This is a genomic window from Vreelandella hamiltonii (assembly GCF_014651795.1).
In the GTDB taxonomy this organism is placed as follows: domain Bacteria; phylum Pseudomonadota; class Gammaproteobacteria; order Pseudomonadales; family Halomonadaceae; genus Vreelandella; species Vreelandella hamiltonii.
The window spans coordinates 551,087-576,323 of sequence record NZ_BMXO01000001.1 but is presented as its reverse complement, the minus strand read 5'-3'; the positions used below and the strand labels follow the sequence as shown (position 1 = coordinate 576,323).

The 25,237-nt window shown below is 61.1% G+C and carries 17 protein-coding genes; 14 read left to right on the top strand and 3 right to left on the bottom strand.

Annotated elements, in window-relative coordinates:
* Positions 1–35: 35 nt before the first annotated feature.
* Positions 36–2,564 carry a penicillin-binding protein 1A gene (locus tag IE061_RS02795; protein WP_193460903.1) on the bottom strand — a complete coding sequence of 843 codons (2,529 nt, stop codon included), beginning with the start codon at positions 2,562–2,564 and terminating at the stop codon, positions 36–38.
* Positions 2,565–2,755: 191 nt separating this feature from the next.
* On the opposite strand from IE061_RS02795, the gene pilM reads away from it, so the two are divergent.
* From pilM to eno, 12 genes are all read left to right on the top strand, one after another.
* On the top strand, positions 2,756–3,817 hold the full coding sequence (pilM, locus tag IE061_RS02790) for a type IV pilus assembly protein PilM (RefSeq protein WP_039180108.1): 1,062 nt from the start codon (positions 2,756–2,758) through the stop codon (positions 3,815–3,817).
* On the top strand, positions 3,814–4,374 hold the full coding sequence (locus IE061_RS02785) for a PilN domain-containing protein (RefSeq protein WP_039180105.1): 561 nt from the start codon (positions 3,814–3,816) through the stop codon (positions 4,372–4,374). Before pilM ends, IE061_RS02785 begins: the two co-directional genes overlap by 4 nt.
* Positions 4,371–5,015 carry a type IV pilus inner membrane component PilO gene (locus IE061_RS02780; protein WP_039180103.1) on the top strand — a complete coding sequence of 215 codons (645 nt, stop codon included), beginning with the start codon at positions 4,371–4,373 and terminating at the stop codon, positions 5,013–5,015. The genes IE061_RS02785 and IE061_RS02780 overlap by 4 nt, the downstream gene beginning before the upstream one ends.
* Positions 5,012–5,530 (top strand): pilus assembly protein PilP, encoded by a 519-nt coding sequence (locus IE061_RS02775; protein ID WP_167385710.1) that lies wholly within the window; start codon positions 5,012–5,014, stop codon positions 5,528–5,530. The genes IE061_RS02780 and IE061_RS02775 overlap by 4 nt, the downstream gene beginning before the upstream one ends.
* Positions 5,531–5,590: 60 nt before the next feature.
* Positions 5,591–7,606, top strand: coding sequence for a type IV pilus secretin family protein (pilQ, locus tag IE061_RS02770; RefSeq protein ID WP_096922332.1), 2,016 nt, complete (start codon positions 5,591–5,593; stop codon positions 7,604–7,606).
* Positions 7,606–8,172: a shikimate kinase AroK gene (aroK, locus tag IE061_RS02765; protein WP_096922335.1), complete on the top strand. Its 567-nt coding sequence runs from the start codon at positions 7,606–7,608 to the stop codon at positions 8,170–8,172. The genes pilQ and aroK overlap by 1 nt, the downstream gene beginning before the upstream one ends.
* Entirely contained in the window at positions 8,169–9,275 is a 1,107-nt protein-coding gene (gene aroB / locus IE061_RS02760) for a 3-dehydroquinate synthase (RefSeq protein ID WP_039180093.1), read from the top strand. Before aroK ends, aroB begins: the two co-directional genes overlap by 4 nt.
* A gap of 597 nt (positions 9,276–9,872) precedes the next feature.
* Positions 9,873–14,315: a glutamate synthase large subunit gene (gene gltB, locus IE061_RS02755; RefSeq protein WP_193460902.1), complete on the top strand. Its 4,443-nt coding sequence runs from the start codon at positions 9,873–9,875 to the stop codon at positions 14,313–14,315.
* Between the two features lie 32 nt (positions 14,316–14,347).
* Positions 14,348–15,766 carry an FAD-dependent oxidoreductase gene (locus IE061_RS02750; protein ID WP_039180089.1) on the top strand — a complete coding sequence of 473 codons (1,419 nt, stop codon included), beginning with the start codon at positions 14,348–14,350 and terminating at the stop codon, positions 15,764–15,766.
* 234 nt (positions 15,767–16,000) lie between these two features.
* Positions 16,001–17,656 carry a CTP synthase gene (locus IE061_RS02745; RefSeq protein ID WP_193460901.1) on the top strand — a complete coding sequence of 552 codons (1,656 nt, stop codon included), beginning with the start codon at positions 16,001–16,003 and terminating at the stop codon, positions 17,654–17,656.
* Positions 17,657–17,666: 10 nt separating this feature from the next.
* A complete protein-coding gene (gene kdsA / locus IE061_RS02740; protein WP_193460900.1) occupies positions 17,667–18,530 on the top strand; it encodes a 3-deoxy-8-phosphooctulonate synthase in 864 nt (287 codons plus the stop codon).
* A gap of 68 nt (positions 18,531–18,598) precedes the next feature.
* A complete protein-coding gene (eno, locus tag IE061_RS02735) occupies positions 18,599–19,888 on the top strand; it encodes a phosphopyruvate hydratase (RefSeq protein ID WP_193460899.1) in 1,290 nt (429 codons plus the stop codon).
* Positions 19,889–20,360: 472 nt separating this feature from the next.
* On the opposite strand, the gene fdxA is transcribed toward eno, so the two are convergent.
* Together fdxA and mutS are read right to left on the bottom strand one after the other, a co-directional pair.
* Complete coding sequence (gene fdxA, locus IE061_RS02730) at positions 20,361–20,684, bottom strand: ferredoxin FdxA (RefSeq protein WP_016914844.1); 324 nt, start codon at positions 20,682–20,684, stop codon at positions 20,361–20,363.
* Between the two features lie 151 nt (positions 20,685–20,835).
* Positions 20,836–23,403: a DNA mismatch repair protein MutS gene (gene mutS, locus IE061_RS02725; RefSeq protein ID WP_193460898.1), complete on the bottom strand. Its 2,568-nt coding sequence runs from the start codon at positions 23,401–23,403 to the stop codon at positions 20,836–20,838.
* Between the two features lie 123 nt (positions 23,404–23,526).
* On the opposite strand from mutS, the gene IE061_RS02720 reads away from it, so the two are divergent.
* Both IE061_RS02720 and recA read left to right on the top strand, forming a co-directional pair.
* Positions 23,527–24,051, top strand: coding sequence for a CinA family protein (locus tag IE061_RS02720; RefSeq protein WP_193460897.1), 525 nt, complete (start codon positions 23,527–23,529; stop codon positions 24,049–24,051).
* 89 nt (positions 24,052–24,140) lie between these two features.
* Positions 24,141–25,202, top strand: coding sequence for a recombinase RecA (recA, locus tag IE061_RS02715; protein WP_039180074.1), 1,062 nt, complete (start codon positions 24,141–24,143; stop codon positions 25,200–25,202).
* Positions 25,203–25,237 lie beyond the last annotated feature (35 nt).

The window sequence follows — 25,237 nt, the reverse complement described above, 5'->3', positions numbered from 1 at the left end:
TTGGACTGTCGACCACAGGGCGGGCTGGCGGGCAGTTAGAAGATCGATTCTGCTGCGCCTGAGCCCTGTGAGCCGCTGGCTTCTTCCAGCTCCTGGCTGATCCGGCGTGCCTGGTAGTCGGGCAAGTGGCCACGGTGGAACAGCTCGGAAATACCGCCCGGCTGGTCATCGTGCAGGCGACGTCCCGTTTCCGAGTCTACGCGTGCCGAGACCACCGTGTCGGGGCGATCCGGAATCGCCGACGGTGAGCCTGCCAACGCATCCCCCATGAACTCGATCCAGATGGGCAGGGCGGCATTGGCACCATACTCGGCGATGGTTTCATTGCTGTCCTTGCCGACCCAAACGGTGGTCACCAGCGCGCTGTTGAAGCCCGCGAACCAGGCATCTCGCTGGCTGTTGGTGGTGCCCGTCTTGCCCACGATATCATCGCGGTTCAAGCTGAGCGCCGCACGGCCAGTGCCCGAGGTGATGACGTCGCGCAGCATGTCACGCAGGATATACACCGCCGCTGCATCAGCCACGCGTGGGGCAATCGGGTAGGTCTTGCCGTTGATCTCCACGCTTTCCTGGCCTTCGGCACAGCTGGCACAGGCCACCTGCGGGGTGGCTTCGTCGATCAACTCGTTGTCGTCATCGCGGGTAATCCGGTCGATGAACCAGGGGGAGACCTGGAAGCCGCCGTTGGCAATCACGGCATAGGCATTGGTCATTTCCAGCGGCGTCAGGTCGGCACTGCCCAGCGCCAGCGACAGGCCACGTGGCAGGCGCTGGGGCGCAAACCCGAACCCTTCCAGGTACTGGATGGTGTGATCCAGCCCCATGGTCTGCAGCACACGAATGGTGACCAAGTTGCGAGAGCGAGCCAGCGCAGGGCGCAGGCGCATGGGGCCCTGGAAGTCACGGCTGGAGTTCACCGGGCGCCACAGGGCGTTGCTGCCGTCGTCCAGCACTACTGGGGCATCATTGACCACGCTGGCGGCGTTCATTTCGCCATCTTCCAGTGCCGCCAGATAGATGAACGGCTTGAAGATGGAGCCCGACTGGCGCTGAGCCTGTACGGCGCGGTTGAACTTGCTGGCGTTGAAGTCGAAGCCACCTTGCAGGGCCAGAATCGCACCGGTACGCGGGTCCTGGGCCACCAGGGAGCCTTCGGCATCCGGGCGTTGAGAGAGACGCAGGGAGCCGTCGTCATTCTCGATGACACGAATCAGGTCGCCACGCTCGGCAATCTGGCTGGCGCTGCTGGGTTCGGCACCTCGGCTGCGCGGGCTGAGGTAGGGGCGCGCCCAGCTCAAGCCGCTCCAGGCGATGGTGTGCAGTTCACCGCCACGGGTGAGTACCTGCATTTCGCGGCCACTGCTTTCGACCACGATGGCGGGACGCAGCAGGCCATAGTTGGGCGTGCGTTCGAGTACCTGCAGCCAGTTGCTCACGTCGCCATCGACACCTTCCACTTCCGTCTGGCTGCGCTGGGCGGCCTGACGAGCGGTCTGGCGAATTTCAGGTGACTCCGAGAGCTCCTCTTCGAGGCCCTGGGTATTGGTCTGCTCCTGGGCTTCGACCAGGCTAGGGGCGATTTCGCGCTGTTCGGCACCGCGCCAGCCGTGACGCAGGTCATAGGTAATCAAACCGTTGGCCAATGCCTGGCGGGCGAAAGGCTGCATGGTGCTGTCGATGGTGGTGTAAATGCGGTAGCCGCCGGTATAGGCCGCATCGCCAAAGCGCTCGATGGCGTACTGACGGGCCATTTCAGAGACATAGGCCGCATCCACCTCGGTTTGGGTGAAGTGGCGACGAGCGGTGACCGGGTCCTGCACCGAGGCTTGGTAAGCCTCGTTGTCGATGTAGCCCAGTTCGCGCATGCGGAACAGGATCCAGTTACGACGAATCAGCGAGCGCTCGGAGTTGGCCAGCGGGTTGAAGGCAGACGGCGCCTTGGGCAGGCCTGCAATCATGGCGGTTTCGGCCAGACTCAGCTCGGCCAGCGGCTTGTTGTAGTAGGTCTCCGCCGCTGCGGCGATACCGTAGGCGCGGTTGCCAAGGAAGATCTTGTTGACGTAGAGCTCGAAGATTTCCTCTTTGCTGAGCACTTTTTCCATCTGCAGAGCCAGCAGGATCTCGCGTATTTTACGCGTGAACGTCTGGTCCAGTGTCAGCATGTAGTTACGCGCCACCTGCATGGTGATGGTGGAGCCACCGGACTGGATGGAACCCCCGCTCTGAACGAGCTCGACCGCTGCCCGGGCCAGGCCGCGCGGGTCGACACCGGCATGGTTGAAGAAGCTGGCATCCTCGGCGGCAATCAGCGCGTTGACCATGTTGTCCGGGATGTCATCGAAGTCGATCGCCATGCGGCGCTCTTCGCCAAATTCGCCAATCAGCTTGCCGTCGTTGGTGTAGATACGGAGCGGCGTGTGCAGCTCGAAATTCTGCAGTTGCCGAACGTCGGGCAAACCCGGAGAGAAGTAGATCGCCGCGCCGATGACCGCCAGTACCGTGGCGCCCATCAGCGCAACGACCAGCGAAAATAGCGACAGCACTAGAGTTCGTAAAAACGTCATGAACAGTGGGCACCCATGAAAAGAGAGTAGGTATGGTGGTGTAACCGCCATAGCGCGCAATGGCTGCCATTATAGGAAGGGGAAGCAGCGGCCACCAGTGTTGATATGGCGTAGAGGCATTGGCGTGTGCCTTAAGCAAAAATCATGTAACCTCGAAACTTGCACGATAGGCAGGCGGAGCCGGACTCAACATGCGCTTACTAGCACCCAGTAAAGGGTTGATTGGTGTCGATATTACCTCGGCGACCGTCAAGCTGCTCGAACTCAAGCAGTGCAATGACAATTTTCAGGTAGAAAGCTACGCAGTGCGCCCCCTGCGTGAAGGCGCAGTGGTCGAGCGACGCATCCGAGATATCAACGATGTGGCTAACGTGTTGAGCCGGGCAGTGGAGCATGCCAAGCCGTCGACCCGCAAGGCCGCCGTCGCCGTTCCTGCCAGCGCTGCGATTACCAAAACGCTGCAATTTCCCGTTTCGCTCAGCGAAGACGAGATAGAAGAACGGATCATCGCCGAGTCTGACCGCCATATCCCTTTTCCGTTCAGTGAAGTGGCGTTCGATTTTCACTGCCTGGGCCCTGCGCCTTTCGATGAAGAGCAGCAGCAGGTCATTCTGGTGGCTTGCCGTCAGCAGGATGTCTCCCAATTGACCGAAACTCTGGAGCGTGCAGGGCTCGAACCCGCTGCCGTCGACGTGGAAACCTTCGCCATGGAGCGCTCGTTGGCCGAGCTGCGCCGCCAGCTGAAGGTGGATAGCGACCCCAACGCCTGCGTAGGCCTGGTGGATGTCGGGGCCAACATGAATGCCTTCCATGTAGTGCGCGGTGGCCATATCGTCTACAGCCGCGACACGGTGTTTGGTGGCCGACAGCTGACCGATGCCATCCGTGACTACTATTCGCTCAGTATCGAAGAAGCCGGGTTTGCCAAGAAACGCGGTGGCTTGCCCGATGACTATCAGGAGAAAGTGCTCAATCCCTTTCTCGACACGGTCGTCCAGCAGGTGGGGCGCTCCTTGCAGCTTTATTACACCGCTGGCCGCCAGCATGAAGTGCAGCATATCGTTCTGGCCGGCGGGTCGAGCGTGATACCCGGCCTGGCAGAGCGCATCTCCGAAGATAGCGGCATGACGGTGACCATTGCCAATCCGTTTCAACGCATGCGGATCAACAAGCGTCTCAATATCGAAGGGCTCACCAACGATGCACCGGCCATGCTGACCGCGGGTGGGCTGGCCATGAGGGCCGGGCTATGAGCATCACCATCAACCTGCTGCCCTGGCGTGAGGCGCGACGGCAGCGACGCACGCGACGCTTCGCGCAACTGGTCATCCTGATGTTGCTGCTGGGCGTGGGGCTTGGACTGGGCGCTTCGCAACTTTATCAGCAGAAGCTGGCGGCGCAGCAGCAGCGCAATGCGTACATCACGCAACAGCTCGAGCGTTTGAACAGTGAAATTGCCGATGTGCAGCGCTATCAGGCCTCGGTAGCTCGCCTGGGTGAGCAATTGACGCTGTTTCAAACGCTGCAGGGCGAGCGGGCCAGCACGGTCAAGTTGTTCAATGACATCGCCGCCAGCGTGGTCGATGGCGTGGTGTATCAGCGTCTGGCGCGCAGTGGTGACCGTGTCAGTATTTCGGCCATGGCCGGTAACGAGCGGCAGGTATCCGAGCAGCTTCGTCAAATCGCCGACATGCCAGGCTTGGGAGTGCCGCTGTTGTCGGAAGTCGCCAGCGGCCAGGATGGCACCAGTCGGGTTTTTCAGTTCGAGGTGGTGCAAGTGCTGCCCGGTAGCGAGGAGTCAGCACCATGATCTGGAGCCGACAGCGGTGGCGTGACGAGTGGCAGCGTCTGCAGAGCGTCGATTGGCAAGCGCTGGATGTAAAAGAGGCGGGCGAGTGGCCCACCTTGTTGAAAGGCCTGTGCTGCTTGCTGGCATTCGTCATCGTGTTCGGCGGTCTGAGCTGGTGGCTGGTCGGCGAGAAGCGTATTGCGCTGGAAGCGGCGCAGCGTCAGGAAGTGCGTTTGCTGGGTGAGTATCGTGGCAAGGTGGGTGAAGCGGCTTTCTTGCCGGAGGTACGCGACCAGCTGACGCTGTTGGAAGAGCAGATTTCCTCGATGCGTGCCATGCTCCCCACCAGCGCCGAGATCCCCACGCTGCTGGACGGTATCAGCGATGCTGCGGTGAGCAACAATCTGACCATCGAGACCATTCGCCTTCGCCCCACGGTACTCAATACCCACTATGTCGAGCACCCCTTCGATATCCAGGTAAGGGGCGGCTTTCATGAGCTGGCACGCTTCGTGGCGGATATCAGCCAGCAGGCGCGGATCATCACCCAGCAGGATGTCACTCTGGTGCCTATCGAGCAGGGCAGTGATACGCTGCGCATGTCGCTGCTGGCGCGCACCTATAGCTATATAGATGATGCAGAGCAGGGGGGCACACCATGAAGCGTTGGCCCGTCCTGGTAGGGTGCCTGTTACTGCTGGCTGGCTGCGGGGATGCCAACCTGGCTCAGTTGGACGAACAGCTCAATGACATTCGGCGTAGCCCAGCGGGGCAGCCGCCGATAGAAATACCGACGATTCCCGATTACCGAGTGGTCGATTATCGTTATAGTGATGCACGTAGCCCCTTTTTAGCACCCGAGAGCATTCGTACGCAGGCCTCGTCGGCCTTGCTGGAAAGTGCCCTTGCCCCGGACCAGCAGCGCCCTCCCGAGCCGTTGGAGCAGTTTCCGTTGCCATCGCTGCGCCTGGTGGGCACGCTGCGCATGGGCGGTCAGCAGGTGGGCATGATTGCCGCGCCGGATGGCAGTGTGACCAGCGTCAGGGTGGGCAACTATCTGGGTACCGACCATGGGCGCATCACGGCCATTGAACCGCAGCAGGTGCGGCTGACCGAGCGCATTTTCAATCAGCAGCAAGGCTGGCAGGAGCGCCCGGCGGCGCTGACGTTGGAGTAAGCCGCAAGCGCCCTGCCACATAACGTGTTTCGACCTTTTTCAGTTACTGGATGACTTTTTATGGCCATCACGCTCCGCCAAATAACGCTTTCCCTGTTTGCCATGATGCCTGCGCTGGCCTGGGGCTCCGTGCTCACTGCGCTGGACGTTCGAGAAACCTCGCGTGGCGATGTGGAGCTGCTGCTGCAGTTCAGCGGTGGCGTGGCAGAGCTGAGCGGCTATCGCCTGGATGCGCCGCCGCGTCTGGCGTTGGACTTGGCCGATACGCAAAGCGGCTTGGCACAGCGTCGCATCAATGTCGGAAGTGTAGGCGTCGAACGCATCACGGCGCTGGAAGGCAATGGCCGAACGCGCTTGGTGGTCGACCTGAGCCAGCCGTTGGAATACACCTCACGGGTCGACGGCGATCGGTTGAGGATTACGCTCTCGCCTGATGCCTCGCCTCAGGGAGGCCTGGAAACGTCGCAAGGCCCCCAGGTCAGTGATATCGACTTCCGCCGCGGTACGGATGGCTCGGGGCGCCTGTTGGTGACCTTCGACCGTGACGGGGTCGTCACTCAGGTGCGTGAAGGCAGTGGGGGGCGCGTGATTGCCGAATTGCGAGACGTGGACATCCCCGATGCCTTGAACCAGATTTACGATGTCACCGATTTTGCTACGCCGATTACCCGCATCACGCCCCGTTCCGGGCAGCGTGACACGCTGCTGGAGCTGCAAACGGAAGGCCCTTACGCCATGTTGTCCTCGCAGAGTGGCCGCACGTTGACCATCGAGGTCCAGCCGGTGAGCCAGGCACCGCAGCAGCAGCGCGAGCGCGAAGGGCAGTCGTTCACGGGTGATCGCCTGAGTCTCAACTTTCAGGATATCGAAGTGCGTGCCGTGCTGGCGACGCTGGCCGAGTTTACTGGCCTGAACCTGGTGGCCAGCGACAGCGTGACGGGGCGCGTCACCTTGAACCTGAACGAAGTCCCTTGGGACCAGGCGCTGGCATTGATTCTGCAAAGCCAGGGGCTCTCCAGTCGCGAGCAGGGCAATGTCATCGTGGTGGCCCCCGCCAGCGAGCTGGCTGACCTGGAGCGGCAGGAGATCGAGGCGCGCAACCAGCAGCAGACCCTTGCCCCGCTGATCACCGAGTTCGTCGAGGTCAAGTACGCGCGGGCAGAAGACCTGGCGCAGCTGCTGCGCGGTGGTGACGGGTTTGGCTTGTTGACCGACCGTGGCCGCGTCAGCGTCGATCAGCGTACCAATACGCTGCTCATTCAAGACACGGCGGAACAGGTGCGCGACATCATGCGTACCCTGGACAGGCTGGATGTGGCGGTGCGTCAGGTGCAGATCGAGGCACGTATCGTGATTGCCCGAGATACCGCTTCCCGGGAGTTGGGCGTGAACTGGGGCGTCTCCAGCACGCGAGGCTTCCTGGAAAACGAAGCCGGGCAGTTCGTGCCGCGCAACATCAATCCTGGCGGCCTCAACCGTGCCCAGGGTGGGCTGGCCGTTGACCTGGGTTCTACCGCCGCGGCCAGCACGGGCTTCAGCTTTGGCTATCTCTCGGGGGATATTCTGCTCGACCTGGAGCTGCGCGCCCTGGAAAGCGAAGGCAAGAGCCAGACCATTTCGCAGCCACGCGTGATTACCGCCAACCAGCGTACGGCCACCATCCGCCAAGGCGAAGAGCGGGCCTTCCAGAGCGTCGATGCCCAAGGCAACCCCGATACCGAGTTCAAGGAGGCGGAGCTGTCGCTGGAGGTCACGCCGCAAATTACCCCGGACAATCGCATCATCATGGATCTGGTAATCAAGAACGACAGTTTCCGTGAAAGCGAGTTTGGCGGCGAGCCGCCCATCGACACCAATCAGATCGAAACCCAGGTACTGGTCGATAACGGTCAGACGGTGGTGCTGGGCGGAATCCTGACCACCGAGCAGCTTAGCCAGATGGCCAAGACGCCGCTGCTGGGTGATCTGCCCTTTATCGGTCGGCTGTTCCGCTATACCGAAGAGAGCAATGAAAAGGTAGAGTTACTGGTCTTTATCACTCCCCGATTACTTGATGATGGTTTGGCGGTTCGCTGATGCAGGATTTACCCAATATTTTTTTGATCGGCCCCATGGGGGCTGGCAAGAGCACGATAGGTCGCCTGTTGGCGGCGGAGCTGTCGCGCTCCTTTCATGATAGCGACCATGCCATACAGGATCGTTGCGGTGCCGATATCCCGTGGATTTTCGACGTGGAAGGGGAGCCCGGTTTTCGTCAGCGCGAAATCCAGATGATCGACGAGCTGACACGGCTTGCTGGCGTGGTGGTGGCCACCGGAGGTGGGGCGGTGCTGCGCGAAGAGAATCGCCGTGCACTCCGTGAACGCGGTACCGTGGTATACCTGATGACCACCGTAGAGCAACAGCTCAAGCGCACGGCCAAGGACCGTAATCGTCCGCTGCTCCAGTGTGCCGATCGGGAGCAGGTGCTCAACGACATGTTCGCCACCCGTGACCCCCTCTATCGCGCCACGTCCGATATTACCGTACGTACGGATCGACGCAGCCCGCGTGCCGTGGTCAATGAAATTCTGCGCCGGGTCCACCGGCTGGTCGACCCGCTGGAAGCAACAGGCACAACGCAAACAAAGGTATCGTCATGACACAGCCCTCAGGCATAGAACGCACTCTGAACGTGGATCTGGGTGAGCGAAGCTACCCCATTCATATCGGCGTGGGGTTGTTGAACCGCCCTGAGCGGTTCGTGCCTTACCTGGCGGGTGAGCAGGTCATGGTGATCACCAACGAGACCGTTGCGCCGTACTATCTCGACGCGCTGTGCCAAAGCTTGCCCGAGCACCTTGACGTACGCACGCTGGTGCTGCCCGATGGCGAGCAGTACAAGAGCATCGAACAGGTCAGCCGTATCTGGGATGCCTTGCTGGAGGCGGGGTTCAACCGCCGCTGTACGCTCATTGCGCTGGGCGGTGGAGTGATTGGCGACATGGTGGGCTATGCGGCGGCCTCCTATCAGCGCGGCGTCGCGTTCATTCAGGTGCCGACGACCCTGCTCTCGCAGGTGGACTCCTCGGTGGGCGGGAAGACCGGGGTGAACCATCCGCTGGGCAAGAACATGATTGGCGCTTTCTGGCAGCCCAAGGCCGTCATCGTCGATATCGATACCCTGGTCACGCTGCCGCCCCGGGAGCTGTCGGCGGGCCTGGCAGAAGTGGTGAAGTATGGCTTCATTCGTGACGAAGACTTTTTGGGCTGGTTGGAAGCGCACATGGATGCCCTGCGTCAGGTGGAGCCAGGCATCGTGGCCGAGGCGATTGCCAGAAGCTGCCAGATCAAGGCCGACATCGTGGCCGAAGACGAAACCGAGCAGGGGGTTCGCGCACTATTGAACCTGGGGCACACCTTTGGCCATGCCATCGAAGCGCATCAGGGGTATGGCAACTGGCTGCACGGTGAGGCGGTGGGGGCGGGCATGGCCATGGCGGCCACGCTGTCATGCCAGCTGGGCTGGATCACGGAGGATGCGCTGGCGCGCACTCGGTCGGTGATCGAAAGTGCCGGACTACCGCTGGCCGCGCCGCGCGATATGAGCGCAGACGACTTTCTGGTGCGCATGCGCCTGGACAAGAAAAACGTCGATGCGCGCCTGCGGCTGGTGCTGCTCAAGGCGCTGGGGGATGCCTGCGTCAGCGATGCCACGCCCCCGGAACTGCTGACCGAGCTGCTGACCGACTACCCTCGCGCCTAGGCTTTGTACGAAAACTGCCTACGCTCGCCCATACGGCGTTAAAAATCGGCTCAAAGTACTCATTTACACCTTGTAAACTCCGTCTTTTCGCCGATTTTTGCCTTGTCTGGCCATCGCTCGCCGACTTTTCGTACAAAGCCTAGCGAGGTAGCGCCGGATGCTGATCATGCGTCAGTCATGATATTGGCAAAGCCCGCCCACGCCACGGCGGGCTTTTTATTGACTGTCAGTATCCAATCAGCATGGCTTATGCGCTATCGGCATGGGTTTTTTGCTTTATTTTAGACCAAAGTCTAATGCTTTGTAGGCAGCGTTTAAAAATCGTGCAATGACTGTGCAAGTGCTTGAAGTGTATGTATTTTTTTGTAGTTTGAGCATGCAACTACAGGATTTGACAAGGTTTTTTTGCAGATGGCGAGTTCTGGGTGATTGCGCTACGCGGCTGCAAATCGCTATGCTGAGCAACCATTTTCTTGCAGCAGCGGATGCGGGAAAGCCCTTATTGTAGGCGGGTAATAAGAGCTATAAAAAAAGAAAAACCCGAAATAATACCATAAAAACGCTGCTGGTAAAATACGCTGACTAGAGGCACGCCCAATGAATAGAGGTCTTCACCAGCCTGGCGAGTTTCGCGATAACTGTGGTTTTGGCCTGATTGCCCATATGGAAGGGCAGGCCAGTCACGACTTGCTGAAAACGGCCATTGAATCACTTACCTGCATGACGCATCGCGGTGGTATCGCGGCAGACGGTAAAACCGGCGACGGCTGTGGTCTGCTGCTCAAGATGCCAGCGCAGTTCATGCGCGCGGCAGCTCAAGAGGCGCTCGGTGTGGCGCTGGGCGAGCGCTTTGCCGTGGGCGTGGTATTCCTGCCTGACGACGATGCGCGTGCCAGCAAGGCCAGGGAAACCCTGGTCGGCGAGCTGAGCGCCCGCGGCCTGGACGTGCTGGGCTGGCGAGTCGTGCCCACCGACTCAAGCGTCTGTGGCCCCATGGCACTGGACTGCCTGCCGCGTATCGAGCAGCTGTTCGTGGCGCCCGGCAGCAGCGACAACTTCGATGTCGACCTGTTCATGGCGCGCCGCTATGCCGAGCAGGCCCTGCGTGGCGATGAAGACTTCTACGTGGCGTCGCTTTCCAGCGAAGTGGTCTCCTATAAAGGCCTGGTAATGCCGGAAGACCTGCCAGCCTTTTACAAGGATCTGAACGACCCGCGCCTGGAAACCGCCATTTGTGTTTTCCACCAGCGCTTCTCGACCAACACGGCGCCGCGCTGGCCGCTGGCGCAGCCGTTCCGCCTGCTGGCACATAACGGTGAAATCAACACCATCGAAGCCAACCGCGGCTGGGCGAACTCGCGCAAGGCGAACTTCGTCAACGAGCGTCTGCCCGATATTGCCAAGCTGGATGAAATCGTCAACACCACCGGCTCCGACTCCTCCAGCATGGACAACATGCTGGAAGTACTGCTGACCGGGGGGATGGAGCTGCACCGCGCCGTGCGCATGATGGTGCCACCTGCCTGGCAGAACGTGGAGACCATGGATGCCGAGCTGCGGGCGTTCTACGAATACAACTCCATGCACATGGAGCCCTGGGATGGCCCCGCTGGCGTGGTCATGACCGACGGCCGTCAGGCCGTGTGTATGCTCGACCGTAACGGGCTGCGTCCGGCGCGCTGGGTGATCACCAGGAATGGCTATATCACGCTGGCGTCGGAAATCGGCACCTACGGCTATCAGCCGGAAGACGTGGTGGCCAAAGGTCGAGTCGGCCCTGGTCAGATGCTGGCCGTGGATACCCACACCGGCGAAGTGCTGCACACCCAGGACATCGATGACCGCCTGAAATCTGCCTACCCCTACAAGCGTTGGCTGAAGCAGGAAGCCAGCTACCTGGAGTCGGCGCTGACCGAGTTGGCGCGATTCCAGACCATGGATACCGACGCCCTGAACGTGCAGCAGAAGATGTTCCAGGTGACCTTCGAAGAGCGTGACCAGGTGCTGCGCCCGCTGGCAGAAAGCGGCCAGGAAGCCGTCGGGTCCATGGGCGACGATACGCCCATGGCGGTCCTGTCGAGCCGTCCGCGCCTGCTGACCGACTTCTTCCGTCAGAAGTTTGCTCAGGTCACCAACCCGCCCATCGACCCGCTGCGCGAAGCGATCGTCATGTCGTTGGAAACCTGCTGCGGTGCCGAGCTGAACGTCTTCAAGGCCACGCCGGAGCACGCGCACCGCTTGATCCTGACCACGCCGGTGCTGTCGCCACGCAAGTTCACTGCGCTGGTGAGTCAGGACGACCCGGCATTTGCCAGCCATCTGCTGCCGCTGGGTTACGACCCGGAAAGCACCAGCCTCCAGCAAGCCATTGTGGCGCTGTGCCAGGAAGCCGAAGCGCAGGTCAAGGCGGGCAAGGTAATTCTGGTACTGAGCGATGCCGAACTGCCCAAGGGGCAACTGCCCATCCAGGCAGCCCTGGCCGTGGGTGCCGTGCACTCGCACCTGGGGCGTCTGGCGCTGCGCCCGAATGCCAACATCGTGGTCGAGACCGGCTATGCCCGCGACGCCCACCAGATGGCCGTACTGTTCGGCGTGGGCGCCACGGCGGTCTACCCGTGGCTGGCCTATCAGGTGATGGCCGACATGCACCGCACTGGCGAACTCACCGGTAACCCGGCAGATGCCCGCGAGAACTACCGCAAGGGCCTGCAGAAGGGGCTGTTCAAGATTCTTTCGAAGATGGGCATCTCGACGCTGGCGTCCTACCGTGGCTCCATGCTGTTCGAAGCCGTGGGTCTGGCCGATGAGGTGATGGATACCTGTTTCGTCGGCATGGCGTCGCGCATTCAGGGCACCGGCTTTGCCGAGCTGCAGCTGCAGCAGGAGCTGCTGGCCAAGGACGCCTGGATTCCCCGCAAGGGCATTTCCCAGGGCGGTATGCTCAAGTACGTGCACGGACACGAGTACCACGCCTATAACCCGGATGTGGTCAAGGCGCTGCAAGCGGCGGTGCAAGAGGGCAGCTACACCAAGTGGAAGAAGTTCGCACAGCTGGTGAACGAGCGCCCCGTGGCCACCATTCGTGACCTGCTGAAACTCAAGCCTGCTGCCACGCCGATTCCGTTGGAAGAGGTCGAGCCCATCGAAGCGTTGATTCCACGCTTCGATAGCGCAGGCATGTCGCTGGGCGCACTCTCCCCCGAGGCCCATGAGGCGCTGGCTCAGGCCATGAACGAGGCCGGTGGTCGCTCCAACTCCGGTGAGGGCGGTGAAGACCCTGCCCGCTACGGCACCATCCGCAGCTCCAAGATCAAGCAGATCGCCTCAGGCCGTTTCGGCGTGACGCCGGCCTACCTGGTCAATGCAGACGTATTGCAGATCAAGGTTGCCCAAGGCGCCAAGCCCGGCGAAGGCGGCCAGCTGCCAGGCGGCAAGGTCAATCAACTGATTGCCCGCCTGCGTTACTCGGTGCCCGGCGTGACGCTCATTTCGCCGCCGCCGCACCACGACATCTACTCCATCGAAGACCTGGCGCAGCTGATCTTCGACCTGAAGCAGGTCAACCCTGATGCCCAGGTGTCGGTGAAGCTGGTCTCCGAGCCCGGCATCGGTACCATTGCCACCGGCGTTGCCAAGGCCTACGCGGACCTGATCACCGTCTCGGGCTACGATGGCGGCACGGCGGCGAGCCCGCTCACCTCCATCAAGCACGCCGGTTCCCCCTGGGAGCTGGGCCTGCCGGAAGTGCATCAGGCACTGCGGATCAATGGCCTGCGCGACAAGATTCGTCTACAGACCGACGGCGGCCTGAAAACCGGACTGGACGTCGTCAAGGCGGCCATTCTGGGGGCCGAAAGCTTCGGCTTTGGCACGGCGCCCATGGTGGCGCTGGGCTGCAAGTTCCTGCGCATTTGCCATCTCAACAACTGTGCTACCGGTGTCGCTACTCAGGATGACTTCCTGCGCGGCGAGCATTTCCGTGGCACCGTGGACATGGTGAAGAACTACTTCCGCTTCATTGCCGAGGAAGTGCGCGAGCTGATGGCCATGCTGGGCGTGAGCAAACTCACCGACCTGATTGGCCGTACCGACCTGCTGGAAGTGCTGGAAGGCAACACCGCGTCGCAGCGCAAGCTGGACCTGACGCCGCTGCTGGCCAACGATTTCGTGCCTGCCGACGCGCCGCAGTTCTGCGTGGTCAGCCGCAACGTGCCCCACGACCCCGGTGCCAAGAACCAGGAAGTGCTGGCGGCGCTGAAAGAGGCCATCGACACTCAGTCCGGCGGCACCTTCGATTTCACCATCACCAACTGCGACCGCAGCGTGGGCGCGCTCACCTCGGGGGCGATTGCCAAGCGCTACGGCGAGGATGGCCTGGAAGCAGCGCCGGTCACCGCGCGCTTCAAAGGGGTGGCGGGCCAGAGCTTTGGTGTCTGGAACGCGCGTGGTTTGAATCTCTACCTGGAAGGCGACGCCAACGACTACGTGGGCAAGGGAATGAACGGTGGCAGCATCGTGATCGTGCCGCCCAAGGTCAGCCAGTTCGAAAGCCACAAGACTGCCATCATCGGCAACACCTGCCTCTATGGTGCCACCGGCGGCACGCTGTTTGCGGCGGGTACGGCAGGCGAGCGCTTTGGCGTGCGTAACTCTGGCGCCACGGCGGTGATCGAAGGCGCCGGGGACCACTGCTGCGAATACATGACCGGCGGCCTGGTCTGTGTGCTGGGTGAGACGGGCGTCAACTTTGGGGCAGGCATGACCGGTGGTTTTGCCTACGTACTGGATGAAGATCGTACCTTCGTGGACAAGTACAACCACGAGCTGGTCGAAATCCACCGGGTGAATACCGAAGCGATGGAAGCCTATCGTCGTCACCTGCGCGAAATGATCGAAGCCTACGTGGCGGCGACCGGCTCTGCGCGTGGTGCGGCGATTCTGGAAGACTTCAGCGACTACGCACGCCACTTCTGGCTGGTGAAGCCCAAGGCCGCCAGCCTGGGTAGTCTGCTGGATCAATCCCGGCGTCAGCCGCAATAACCGTCCGCGCCTACGCTTCGAGGAGAGAGATCATGGCCAACCGTTTGAATAACGATTTTCAGTTCGTCGACGTGGGTCGTAAAGACCCCGAGAAAAAACCGGCACATACCCGTGCCAAAGAGTTCGCGGAAATCTACGAGCCCTTCAAGCCCACCGATGCGGCCAGTCAGGCGCATCGCTGCTTGCACTGTGGCAACCCGTACTGCGAATGGAAGTGCCCGGTACATAACTACATTCCCAACTGGCTGCAGCTGGTGGTGGAAGGCAACATCATCGAAGCCGCAGAGCTGTCCCACAAGACCAACTCGCTGCCCGAAGTATGTGGCCGCGTGTGCCCGCAGGATCGCCTGTGCGAGGGCGACTGCACCCTGAACGATGGCTTTGGTGCCGTCACCATCGGCTCCGTAGAGAAGTACATTACCGATACCGCCTTTGCCATGGGCTGGCGCCCGGACATGTCCAAGGTGGTCTGGACCGACAAGAAGGTCGCCATTGTAGGTGCGGGGCCTGCGGGCCTCGGCTGTGCCGACATTCTGGCGCGTAATGGCGTCAAGCCTGTGGTGTTCGACAAGTACCCGGAAATTGGCGGCCTGCTGACCTTCGGTATCCCGGAGTTCAAGCTGGAAAAGAACGTCATGGAGCGCCGCCGCGCGGTCTTCGAAGAGATGGGCGTCGAGTTCCGCCTGAATACCGAAATCGGCACTGACATCGAGTTCGAGACGCTGCTGCAGGAGTACGATGCGGTGTTCCTGGGCATGGGCACCTACAAGTACATGCAGGGTGGCTTCCCCGGCGAAGACCTGCCCGGTGTCTACAAGGCGCTGGACTTCCTGATTGCCAACGTCAACCGCCGCCTGGGCTTCGAAAAAGACCCCAGCGACTTCATCTCCATGGAAGGCAAGCGGGTCGTGGTGCTGGGTGGTGGCGATACCGCCATGGACTGTAACCGCACCTCGATTCGTCAGCGTGCTGCCAGCGTGACCTGTGCCTATCGCCGCGACGAAGAGAACATGCCGGGTTCGCGCCGTGAAGTGGCCAACGCCCGGGAAGAGGGCGTCGAGTTCCTGTTCAACCGTCAGCCGGTGGCGGTGGTCGGGGACGACAAGGTCGAGGGCGTGAAGGTCGTGCGGACGCGCCTGGGCGAGCCGGATGAAAACGGTCGCCGTCGCCCGGAAGTGGTGCCCGGCTCCGAAGAGATCATTGCCGCCGATGCGGTGGTGGTGGCCTTTGGCTTCCAGGCAAGTCCGGCCCCATGGTTCAAAAGCGCCAATATCGAGGTCAACGACTGGGATCTGGTCAAGGCACCCGAGCATGGCCAGTATGCGTTCCAGACCAGCAACGAGAAAATCTTTGCCGGTGGCGATATGGTGCGCGGTTCGGACCTCGTGGTGACGGCCATTTATGAAGGCCGCCAGGCCGCCGAAGGCATTCTGGACTACCTGGGCGTTTAAGCGTGTAACGAGGTGGCTGATAAGGGGTGCCTGAGGCACCCCTTTGCCTGATAAATCGGCCTCCCACTGCTTATGGGTAGCCAGTGGTTGGTGTGGGAGGCAGCTTTAGCTCGCGACCCGGCACGGTGGCCATTTCAGTTCAAATTGAGCCGAAGGGTGTAATCTGCTATTCTGTCGTCCCATCCTGGTGTGGCTTTCTGTTACGCCTTTTGATCACGTTTCGACAGGTTTTCCATGACACGATATATCTTCGTGACCGGCGGCGTTGTGTCCTCTCTTGGCAAGGGCATCGCGTCGGCCTCGCTGGCGGCGATTCTCGAGGCTCGCGGCCTTAAGGTCACCATGCTCAAGCTCGACCCGTACATCAACGTGGACCCGGGCACCATGAGTCCTTTCCAGCACGGCGAGGTGTTCGTCACCGAGGATGGCGCCGAGACGGATCTGGACCTGGGGCACTACGAACGCTTCATCCGTACCAAGATGACCCAGCGCAACAACTTCACCACCGGCCGAGTGTACGAGCACGTACTGCGCAAGGAGCGTCGTGGTGACTACCTGGGCGGCACGGTACAGGTCATTCCCCATATCACCGATGAGATCAAGCAGCGTGTCTACGCCGGCGGCGAAGGCTTCGATGTGGCGCTGGTGGAGATCGGTGGCACGGTCGGCGATATCGAGTCGCTGCCCTTCCTGGAATCCATTCGTCAGATTCGCAGCGAGTTGGGCGCCAGCCGCGCCATCTACATGCACCTGACCCTGGTGCCCTATATCAAGACCGCTGGCGAAACCAAGACCAAGCCGACCCAGCACAGCGTCAAGGAGCTGCGCTCCATCGGTATCCAGCCGGACATTCTGATTTGCCGCAGCGAAGTCGAGCTGGAAGAGAGCGAGCGTCGCAAGATCGCGCTGTTCACCAACGTGGAAGAGCGTGCGGTGGTGCCGCTGCAAGACGCCGACACCATCTACCGCATTCCGCTGATGCTCCACGAGCACGGTCTGGACGATATCGTCTGCGACAAGCTGCGCCTGGAAGCGGCACCGGCCGATCTGTCCGAGTGGGTCAAGGTACTCGATGCCAAGCTCAACCCGCTGAAATCCATCAGCATCGCCATGGTCGGTAAGTACATGGAGCTGCTGGATGCTTACAAGTCACTGAACGAAGCGCTGATCCACGCCGGTATCCAGGGGCGTATCAAGGTCAACGTGGACTACATCGACTCCGAAGATATCGAGCGTCACGGTACCGAGCGTCTTGCTGGCAAGGACGCCATTCTGGTGCCGGGTGGCTTTGGTGAGCGTGGCGTCGAAGGCAAGATTCTGACCGCTCAGTTCGCCCGTGAAAACGACATCCCTTACCTGGGTATCTGCCTGGGCATGCAGGTGGCGGTGATCGAGTTCGCGCGTAACGTGGCAGGCTGGAAAGACGCCAACTCCACCGAGTTCACCCACGACACCAAGCACCCGGTGGTGGGTCTGATTACCGAGTGGATCAACGCCGAAGGCAAGATCGAGCTGCGCGATGCGGCCTCGGATCTGGGCGGTACCATGCGTCTGGGTGGCCAGGTATGCCACTTGGCGTCAGGCAGCAAGGCGCGCGAGGCGTACGGCTCTGATGAGATCGTCGAGCGTCATCGCCATCGCTTCGAAGTCAACAATCAGTTCATCGACGAGCTGGAGCGCGCAGGTCTGGTGATTTCAGGCAAGAGCGTGGACCAGTCGCTGGTGGAGATGGTCGAGCTTGCCGACCACCCCTGGTACGTGGCGTGTCAGTTCCATCCCGAATTCACCTCCACGCCGCGCGATGGCCACCCACTGTTCTCCGGGTTCGTCAACGCCGCGCTCGAGTACAAGACGGCACGTACCCGTGCCCACGCCACACCTCAGGAATAAAGGGGGAAGCATGTCTTCTCAATCCCCGTTCCCAGAGCATCACATCCACGTTGCCGGCTTAACCGCCGGCAATTCTTTGCCTCTCATGCTGCTGGGTGGCATGAACGTGCTGGAGTCGGCGGAACTGGCCGATGAAGTCGCGCAGGCTTACGTGGCCGTGACGCAAAAGCTGGGCATGCCGTATGTTTTCAAGGCCAGTTTCGACAAGGCCAACCGCAGCTCGATTCACTCATATCGTGGCCCTGGGCTGGAAAAAGGGCTGCAGATCCTGGCCGATATCAAGGCGCGCTACAACGTGCCCATCATTACCGATGTGCACGAGCCCTGGCAGGCAGCGCCTGCGGCCGAGGTGGCCGATATCATCCAGCTACCGGCGTTTTTGGCACGCCAGACCGATCTGGTAGTGGCCATGGCCAAAACGGGCGCTGCCATCAACATCAAGAAGCCGCAGTTTCTGGCACCCCATGAAATGCGCCATATCCTCAGCAAGTTTCAGGAAGCGGGCAATGACCGCCTGATGCTCTGCGAGCGCGGCACCAGCTTTGGCTACAACAACCTGGTGGTGGACATGCTGGGCTTTGGCGATATGAAACACACCGGCTATCCGGTGTTTTTCGACGTCACCCACGCCCTGCAGCGCCCCGGTGGCCGCGCCGACAGCGCCGACGGCCGCCGTGCCCAGGTGGCCGAGCTGGCCCGTGCAGGCGTGGCGGTAGGCCTGGCGGGGCTGTTCCTGGAAGCCCACCCGGACCCGGACAACGCCAAATGCGACGGCCCGTGTGCGCTGCCGCTGGACCAGTTGGAACCGTTTCTGACACAGCTGGCGCAGTTGGATGGCCTGGTGAAGGGATTTGACCCTTTGACCATCCGTTAATCGCTGCAGAAATTCGTGGTATACATTGGACCTAACCTCCATCAGACCGACAACCAAAGGACACTGTCATGACCAAAATTGTTGAAATCAGTGCGCTGGAAGTGCTCGATTCGCGCGGCAACCCGACCGTTCAGGCCACCGTGCGTTTGGAAAGCGGTGCCGTAGGTAGCGCCTGCGCGCCCAGCGGTGCCTCTACCGGCTCCCGCGAAGCACTCGAGCTGCGTGATGGCGACAAGGCGCGTTACCTCGGCAAAGGCGTGTTGAAAGCCGTGGATGCCGTGAATGGCAGGATCCGTGAGGCGTTGTTGGGGATGGATGCACGGGACCAGCGCGGTCTGGATGACGCCATGCTGGCGCTGGACGGCACCGACAACAAGGCCAACCTGGGCGCCAACGCCATTCTGGCCGTGTCGCTGGCCGCTGCCAAGGCGGCTGCCAACGCCAAGGGCGTACCGCTGTATGCGCATATTGCCGAGCTTTACGGTCAACCGGGCCAGTACAGCATGCCGGTACCGATGATGAACATCCTCAACGGCGGCGAGCATGCCGACAATAACGTGGATATTCAGGAGTTCATGGTACAGCCGGTCGGTGCTGCCAACTTCCGTGAAGGCCTGCGCATGGGCGCGGAAATCTTCCACGCGCTGAAGAAAGTACTGTCTGCCAAGGGGCTGTCTACCTCGGTAGGGGATGAGGGTGGCTTTGCGCCCAACCTGGCGTCCAACGCCGATGCCCTGGCTGTCATCAAGCAGGCGGTGGCCGATGCCGGTTACACCCTGGGTAGCGACGTTACCCTGGCGCTGGACTGTGCTGCCTCCGAGTTCTACAAGGAAGGCCAGTACGACCTGGCCGGAGAAGGCAAGCGTTACGACTCCGCAGGGTTTGCCGACTACCTGGCAGGCCTGTGCGCGGACTACCCCATCGTCTCTATCGAAGACGGCATGGACGAGTCCGACTGGGCGGGGTGGAAAGACTTGACCGACAAGCTGGGCGACAAGGTGCAGCTGGTGGGCGATGACCTGTTCGTGACCAACACCAAAATCCTCAAGCGCGGCATCGACGAGCAGATCGGCAACTCGATCCTGATCAAGTTCAACCAGATTGGCTCGCTCTCCGAAACCCTCGATGCGATCAAGATGGCCCAGGACGCTGGCTTCACGGCGGTGATATCCCACCGCAGCGGTGAGACCGAAGACACCACCATTGCCGACCTGGCCGTGGGCACGTGTGCAGGACAGATCAAGACCGGCTCGCTGTGTCGTTCTGACCGTGTGGCCAAATACAACCGTCTGCTGGTCATCGAAGCAGAGCTGGGGGAAGTGACCTACCCCGGTTTGAAGGCCATCAAGGGCCAATAAGCGAAAAACCAGCGATGGCGTGTAAGAGATCTCTCAAAAATTTGTAAGAGATCTCTTACAAATGCCGACGACATTCGCTCGAAACCTTGTAAGAAAAAGCGAAATTTTTCACTAATCCAACTTTAAGTGATTGTATTAATTGGATTTTGTGAAAGTAAGGCGAGCCCGGTGGGCTCGCCTTTTGCGTATTGGGTCCGCTTGAGAAGTTTCGACGTTCTGCCACAATGTATTCAGGACAAGGGGAGGCAAGGATGCTTCAGGCAGGATGCAACGGGATGTATGCAGGTGCGCCGGGTGACACAGTGATGTGAGCCTTGGCAAGGAAGTCACCTGAGGAGGTTGACCCAGGGAGTGGTCAGAGGAAGTGCTTGGAGCGGGCGGCCTACGGGCCGCCTTTTTTTGCCTGCGCATCAGTCAGGTCCAAAAAAACCAGCGCGAACGCTGGTTCTCAGGCCATGCCGTGTCGCTGCGATCAGCGCTCCAGCTTTTCGAGCTTGCCAGGCTTGCCGTCCCACTCTTCTGCATCGGGCAGCGGGTCTTTCTTCTCGGCAATGTTGGGCCACACGTCGGCCAGCTCGGCGTTGATCTCGATGAACTGCTCTTGCCCATCCGGTAGCTCGTCTTCCGAGAAAATGGCCTCGGCGGGGCACTCCGGCTCGCAGAGGGCGCAATCGATGCACTCATCCGGGTGGATGACCAGGAAGTTGGGGCCTTCATAGAAACAGTCGACCGGGCAAACTTCCACGCAGTCGGTGTACTTGCATTGGATGCAGTTCTCGGTAACGACAAACGTCATCTCACTATCCCTCTTGCGGGACCGGAGCGTGCTCCGGTCGTGTTTAATCGCGAATGGTTATAGATTAGCCGTTTTTTATAAGCTAAATGTGGCGCCATTTTAGTAGTGCTGCCCCATGGCGGCAAGCGCCAGGCATCAATCTCACCCGTGTTTACAGCATCGAGCGCCACTGGTAGAGCAGATCCAGCGCCTCGCGGGGTGATAAGTCGTCGATGTCGGTGCCGGTCAGTGCGTCCACCACCGGGTGTGGCGCGCTGGCAAACAGGTCGTTCTGCTGAGGGGCCTGGGAGCCTGACAAGGGCAGCTGCTGGGTGTCCACGTCGCGCTGTTCCAGCGTCATCAGCTTCTCCCGTGCGCGACGAATCACCGGCCCCGGTACGCCTGCCAGTTGCGCTACCTGTAGCCCGTAGCTCTGGCTGGCGGGGCCGACTTCGATGCGGTGCATGAAGACGATGCCATCTCCGTGCTCGGTAGCCGTCAGGTGAATGTTGACCACCCCCTCGGCCTGCTCGGGCAGCGCGGTCATTTCGAAGTAGTGCGTCGCGAACAGCGTCAGTGCACGGGCCCGGGCCAAATGTTCGGCGCTGGCCCAGGCCAGCGACAAGCCGTCGAAGGTGCTGGTGCCGCGCCCGATCTCGTCCATCAGTACCAGGCTGTGCTCGGTGGCATTGTGCAGGATATTGGCGGTTTCGGTCATTTCCACCATGAAGGTGGAGCGCCCGCCTGCCAAATCATCGGAGGAGCCGATACGGGTGAAAATACGATCGACCGGGCCAACCTCGGCGGCATCGGCAGGCACGAAACTGCCGCTGTGCGCCAGGAGGGCAATGAGGGCCGTCTGGCGCATGTAGGTCGATTTACCCCCCATGTTGGGGCCGGTAATGATCAGCATGTGCTGTTCCGGCGTCAGCATGACGTCGTTGGGTACGAACGGTTTGTCGCTGACCTGCTCCACGACCGGGTGGCGGCCCGCGGTAATGGTAATACCCGTGGTCGCGACCAGCTGTGGGCGCACCCAGTTGAGCGCCTCGGCGCGTTCGGCAAAGGCGCACAGCACGTCCAGCTCGGCCAAGGCCCGCGAGGTGGCTTGCAGAGCATGCAGCTGCTCATTCAGGGTGGCCAACAGCTGTTCGTAGAGCCATTTCTCTCGGGTCAGTGCGCGTGACTTGGCGGACAGTGCCTTGTCTTCGAACTCTTTCAGCTCGGGAATGATGAAGCGTTCGGCGTTTTTCAGCGTCTGGCGACGAATGTAGTCTGCGGGCGCCTGCTGGGCCTGGGAGCGGGGCAGCTCGATGAAGTAGCCATGGACGCGGTTATAACCCACTTTGAGGTTGGCCAGGCCGGTGCGCTCGCGTTCGCGCAGTTCGAGCTGGACCAGGTAATCGCCCGCGTTCTCGGCCATGCCCCGGTGTTCATCCAGCTCGGCATCGAAGCCATCGGCAATCACGCCGCCGTCACGAATCACCACCGGTGGGTTGTCGACCAGGGCTCGGTTCAGCGTATCGGCCAGCGTCGGGTAGGGGCGGATGTTCGGTGTCAGACCGTCCAGAGCGCTGCCGGTATCGATATCGGCCAGCAGCGCTTCCAGGGTAGGCAGCGTGGCGAGGGCGTCACGCAGTCTTGCCAAGTCACGTGGGCGAGCGCTGTACAGGGCAACCCGGGCGAGAATCCGCTCCACGTCGCCTACATCGCTCAGCGTCTCGCGCAGGCTCATGTAAGCGGCATCGATGGAGAGCAGGGCAACGCCCGCTTGGCGTCCTTCGACGATGTCTCGTTGGCGCAGGGGGCGGTTCAACCAGCGTTTAAGCAACCGTGAGCCCATGGCGGTGGCGCAGGTATCCAGTACGCTGGCCAGGGTGTTGTCGCCGTTGCCGCCGAGGTTGATGTCGATTTCCAGATTACGGCGACTGGCCGCGTCGATCACCACCGCGTCGTCGCGATTCTCCACGCTGATGGACGTGACATGGGGCAGCCGTGAGCGCTGGGTGTCCCGGGCATAGTCGATCAAGACGCCTGCGGCCACCAAAGCGGTAGAGAGATGCGCGCAACCAAACCCGCGCAAGTCGCTGACTTCGAACTGGTCGCACAGGCTGCGCGTGGCGCTTTCCAGGTCGAATAGCCATTCACCCTGGCGGCGCAGGCTGCGCTTTTGCGACCAGGCGTCGGGCAGGGAAAGGCTTTCAGGCACCAGCAGTTCGGCAGGTGACAGGCGGGTCAGCTCGGCCAGCATTTCGGCCTCGCTCTCTACCTCCAGTACATTGAAGCGCCCGCTGGAAAGCTCCAGCCAGGCGAGCCCCCAGCCTTCCTTGCCCGGGGCCACGGCCACCAGCACGTTGTCGCGGCGGGCATCCAGCAGCGCCTCGTCGTGCAGCGTCCCAGGGGTCACGATGCGCACCACCTGGCGCTCGACAGGGCCTTTGCTGGTGGCGGGGTCGCCAATTTGCTCGCAAATGGCCACCGATTCGCCACCCGCTACCAGCCTGGCAAGGTAGCCCTCGGCGCTGTGATAAGGCACGCCTGCCATGGGGATCGGCTTGCCGCCCGACTGACCGCGCTGGGTCAAGGTGATATCCAGCAGCGCTGCTGCCCGTTTGGCGTCGTCAAAAAACAGTTCGTAGAAGTCCCCCATGCGGTAGAACAGCAATACCTCGGGGTGCTCGCGTTTGATTTTCAAATACTGCGCCATCATCGGCGTATGGGCGGGGCTGGCCTGTGACATGAGCGTCCTGATTGAGCGTGGCGCAGACCTGAACGGCATGCGGCATGTTCGTTGGGCAATTTCGTTGAGAAAGCTAAACGCAGTATTCTACGCTACCCTAAGGTCTTACATGAAGGAGTCACCATGGCCCCCAGTGTTTCCAGTCTCAAGAATCTCGATTTATCACTGTTGGCTCAACGACTTGGACGGCTGTGCCAGCAGTTGCATGTCGAAGTGACCACCGCCGAGTCATGCACGGGAGGTGGCATTGCCAGCGCCATTACCTCCGTGGCTGGCAGCTCGGCGTACTTCACCGCAGGCTATGTGACCTACTCCAATGCCGCCAAGACCCGCCTGCTGGGGGTCGAACCTGCCCTGCTGGAAGCCCACGGCGCGGTCAGTGAAGCGGTCGTGGGTGCCATGGTGGCGGGCGCCTGTCGTGAGAGCGGTGCCGACCTGGCCGTGGCCGTTAGTGGTGTGGCCGGGCCGGAAGGCGGTAGCGAGGAGAAGCCGGTGGGCACCGTATGGCTGGCTTGGGGCGATGTCGAGAGCCAGCAGGCCGAATGCTTTCATTTTCCGGGTGACCGGCAGGCGGTGCGCGAGCAGGCGGTACGTGAAGCCCTGGCAGGGTTGGTCGCTCGGCTTTCCGCGCAGGCCACCAGGAAATAATCGTTAAAGTTGCCGCCGAGGATTTGTTTCATCGCCGATCTTTGGCATACTACTGGCTAATTATACAGCTTGTTATGAGGAATCTCTGCATGGCTCAGGAAGACAACCGCACCAAAGCGCTGAATGCGGCACTCAGTCAGATCGATCGTCAGTTCGGCAAAGGCACCGTCATGCGTCTGGGCGATGCGCCCCGTGTCGTCATGCCGTCTGTCTCCACCGGTTCGCTGGGGCTGGACATTGCGCTCGGCATTGGCGGGCTGCCGTTTGGTCGTGTGGTCGAAATCTTTGGCCCAGAGTCCTCCGGTAAAACCACGCTGACCCTGTCGGTCATTGCCCAGGCGCAAAAGCAGGGCAAAGTGTGTGCCTTCGTAGATGCCGAGCACGCGCTGGACCCCAGCTACGCCGAAAAACTCGGCGTCAATCTGGACGACCTGCTGGTCTCGCAACCCGATACGGGTGAGCAGGCGCTGGAAATCACCGACATGCTGGTCCGTTCGGGCGGCGTGGACGTGATCATCATCGACTCCGTGGCGGCCCTGACGCCCCGTGCCGAGATCGAAGGCGAAATGGGCGATTCCCACGTAGGCCTGCAGGCCCGCTTGATGTCCCAGGCGCTGCGTAAAATCACCGGTAACATCAAGAACGCCAACTGTCTGGTGATTTTCATCAACCAGATCCGCATGAAGATCGGCGTGATGTTCGGCAGCCCCGAAACGACCACCGGGGGTAATGCCCTGAAGTTCTACGCCAGCGTGCGTCTGGATATCCGCCGCACGGGCTCCGTGAAGTCCGGCGACGAAGTCACGGGTAACGAAACCCGCGTCAAGGTCGTGAAGAACAAGGTCGCACCGCCGTTCCGCCAGGCAGAGTTCCAGATTCTCTACGGCAAGGGCATTTATCACGCAGGCGAAGTCATCGACCTGGGCGTGCAGTGCAGCCTGGTAGACAAGGCGGGCGCCTGGTACAGCTACAAGGGCAGCAAGATCGGCCAGGGCAAGGCCAATGCGGCCCAGTACTTGGAAGAGCATCCCGAGATCATGGAAGAGATCGAATCTCAAATCCGTGAGCAACTGCTGGCCAAGGTAGAGCCGAAGAAAGAAGAAGCCCCAGCAGCAGATGTGGCAGCCGAGGGTGATGACGATCTGCTTTGAACCAGGCTGTTGGCGTTGTCGGGCAGGAGACGTGA

Bases quoted from the DNA above. Each gene is read 5' to 3' on its own strand.
- IE061_RS02795 (WP_193460903.1), bottom strand. From the start codon at position 2,564: ATGACGTTTTTACGAACTCTAGTGCTGTCGCTATTTTCGCTGGTCGTT.
- pilM (WP_039180108.1), top strand. From the start codon at position 2,756: ATGCGCTTACTAGCACCCAGTAAAGGGTTGATTGGTGTCGATATTACC.
- IE061_RS02785 (WP_039180105.1), top strand. From the start codon at position 3,814: ATGAGCATCACCATCAACCTGCTGCCCTGGCGTGAGGCGCGACGGCAG.
- IE061_RS02780 (WP_039180103.1), top strand. From the start codon at position 4,371: ATGATCTGGAGCCGACAGCGGTGGCGTGACGAGTGGCAGCGTCTGCAG.
- IE061_RS02775 (WP_167385710.1), top strand. From the start codon at position 5,012: ATGAAGCGTTGGCCCGTCCTGGTAGGGTGCCTGTTACTGCTGGCTGGC.
- pilQ (WP_096922332.1), top strand. From the start codon at position 5,591: ATGGCCATCACGCTCCGCCAAATAACGCTTTCCCTGTTTGCCATGATG.
- aroK (WP_096922335.1), top strand. From the start codon at position 7,606: ATGCAGGATTTACCCAATATTTTTTTGATCGGCCCCATGGGGGCTGGC.
- aroB (WP_039180093.1), top strand. From the start codon at position 8,169: ATGACACAGCCCTCAGGCATAGAACGCACTCTGAACGTGGATCTGGGT.
- gltB (WP_193460902.1), top strand. From the start codon at position 9,873: ATGAATAGAGGTCTTCACCAGCCTGGCGAGTTTCGCGATAACTGTGGT.
- IE061_RS02750 (WP_039180089.1), top strand. From the start codon at position 14,348: ATGGCCAACCGTTTGAATAACGATTTTCAGTTCGTCGACGTGGGTCGT.
- IE061_RS02745 (WP_193460901.1), top strand. From the start codon at position 16,001: ATGACACGATATATCTTCGTGACCGGCGGCGTTGTGTCCTCTCTTGGC.
- kdsA (WP_193460900.1), top strand. From the start codon at position 17,667: ATGTCTTCTCAATCCCCGTTCCCAGAGCATCACATCCACGTTGCCGGC.
- eno (WP_193460899.1), top strand. From the start codon at position 18,599: ATGACCAAAATTGTTGAAATCAGTGCGCTGGAAGTGCTCGATTCGCGC.
- fdxA (WP_016914844.1), bottom strand. From the start codon at position 20,684: ATGACGTTTGTCGTTACCGAGAACTGCATCCAATGCAAGTACACCGAC.
- mutS (WP_193460898.1), bottom strand. From the start codon at position 23,403: ATGTCACAGGCCAGCCCCGCCCATACGCCGATGATGGCGCAGTATTTG.
- IE061_RS02720 (WP_193460897.1), top strand. From the start codon at position 23,527: ATGGCCCCCAGTGTTTCCAGTCTCAAGAATCTCGATTTATCACTGTTG.
- recA (WP_039180074.1), top strand. From the start codon at position 24,141: ATGGCTCAGGAAGACAACCGCACCAAAGCGCTGAATGCGGCACTCAGT.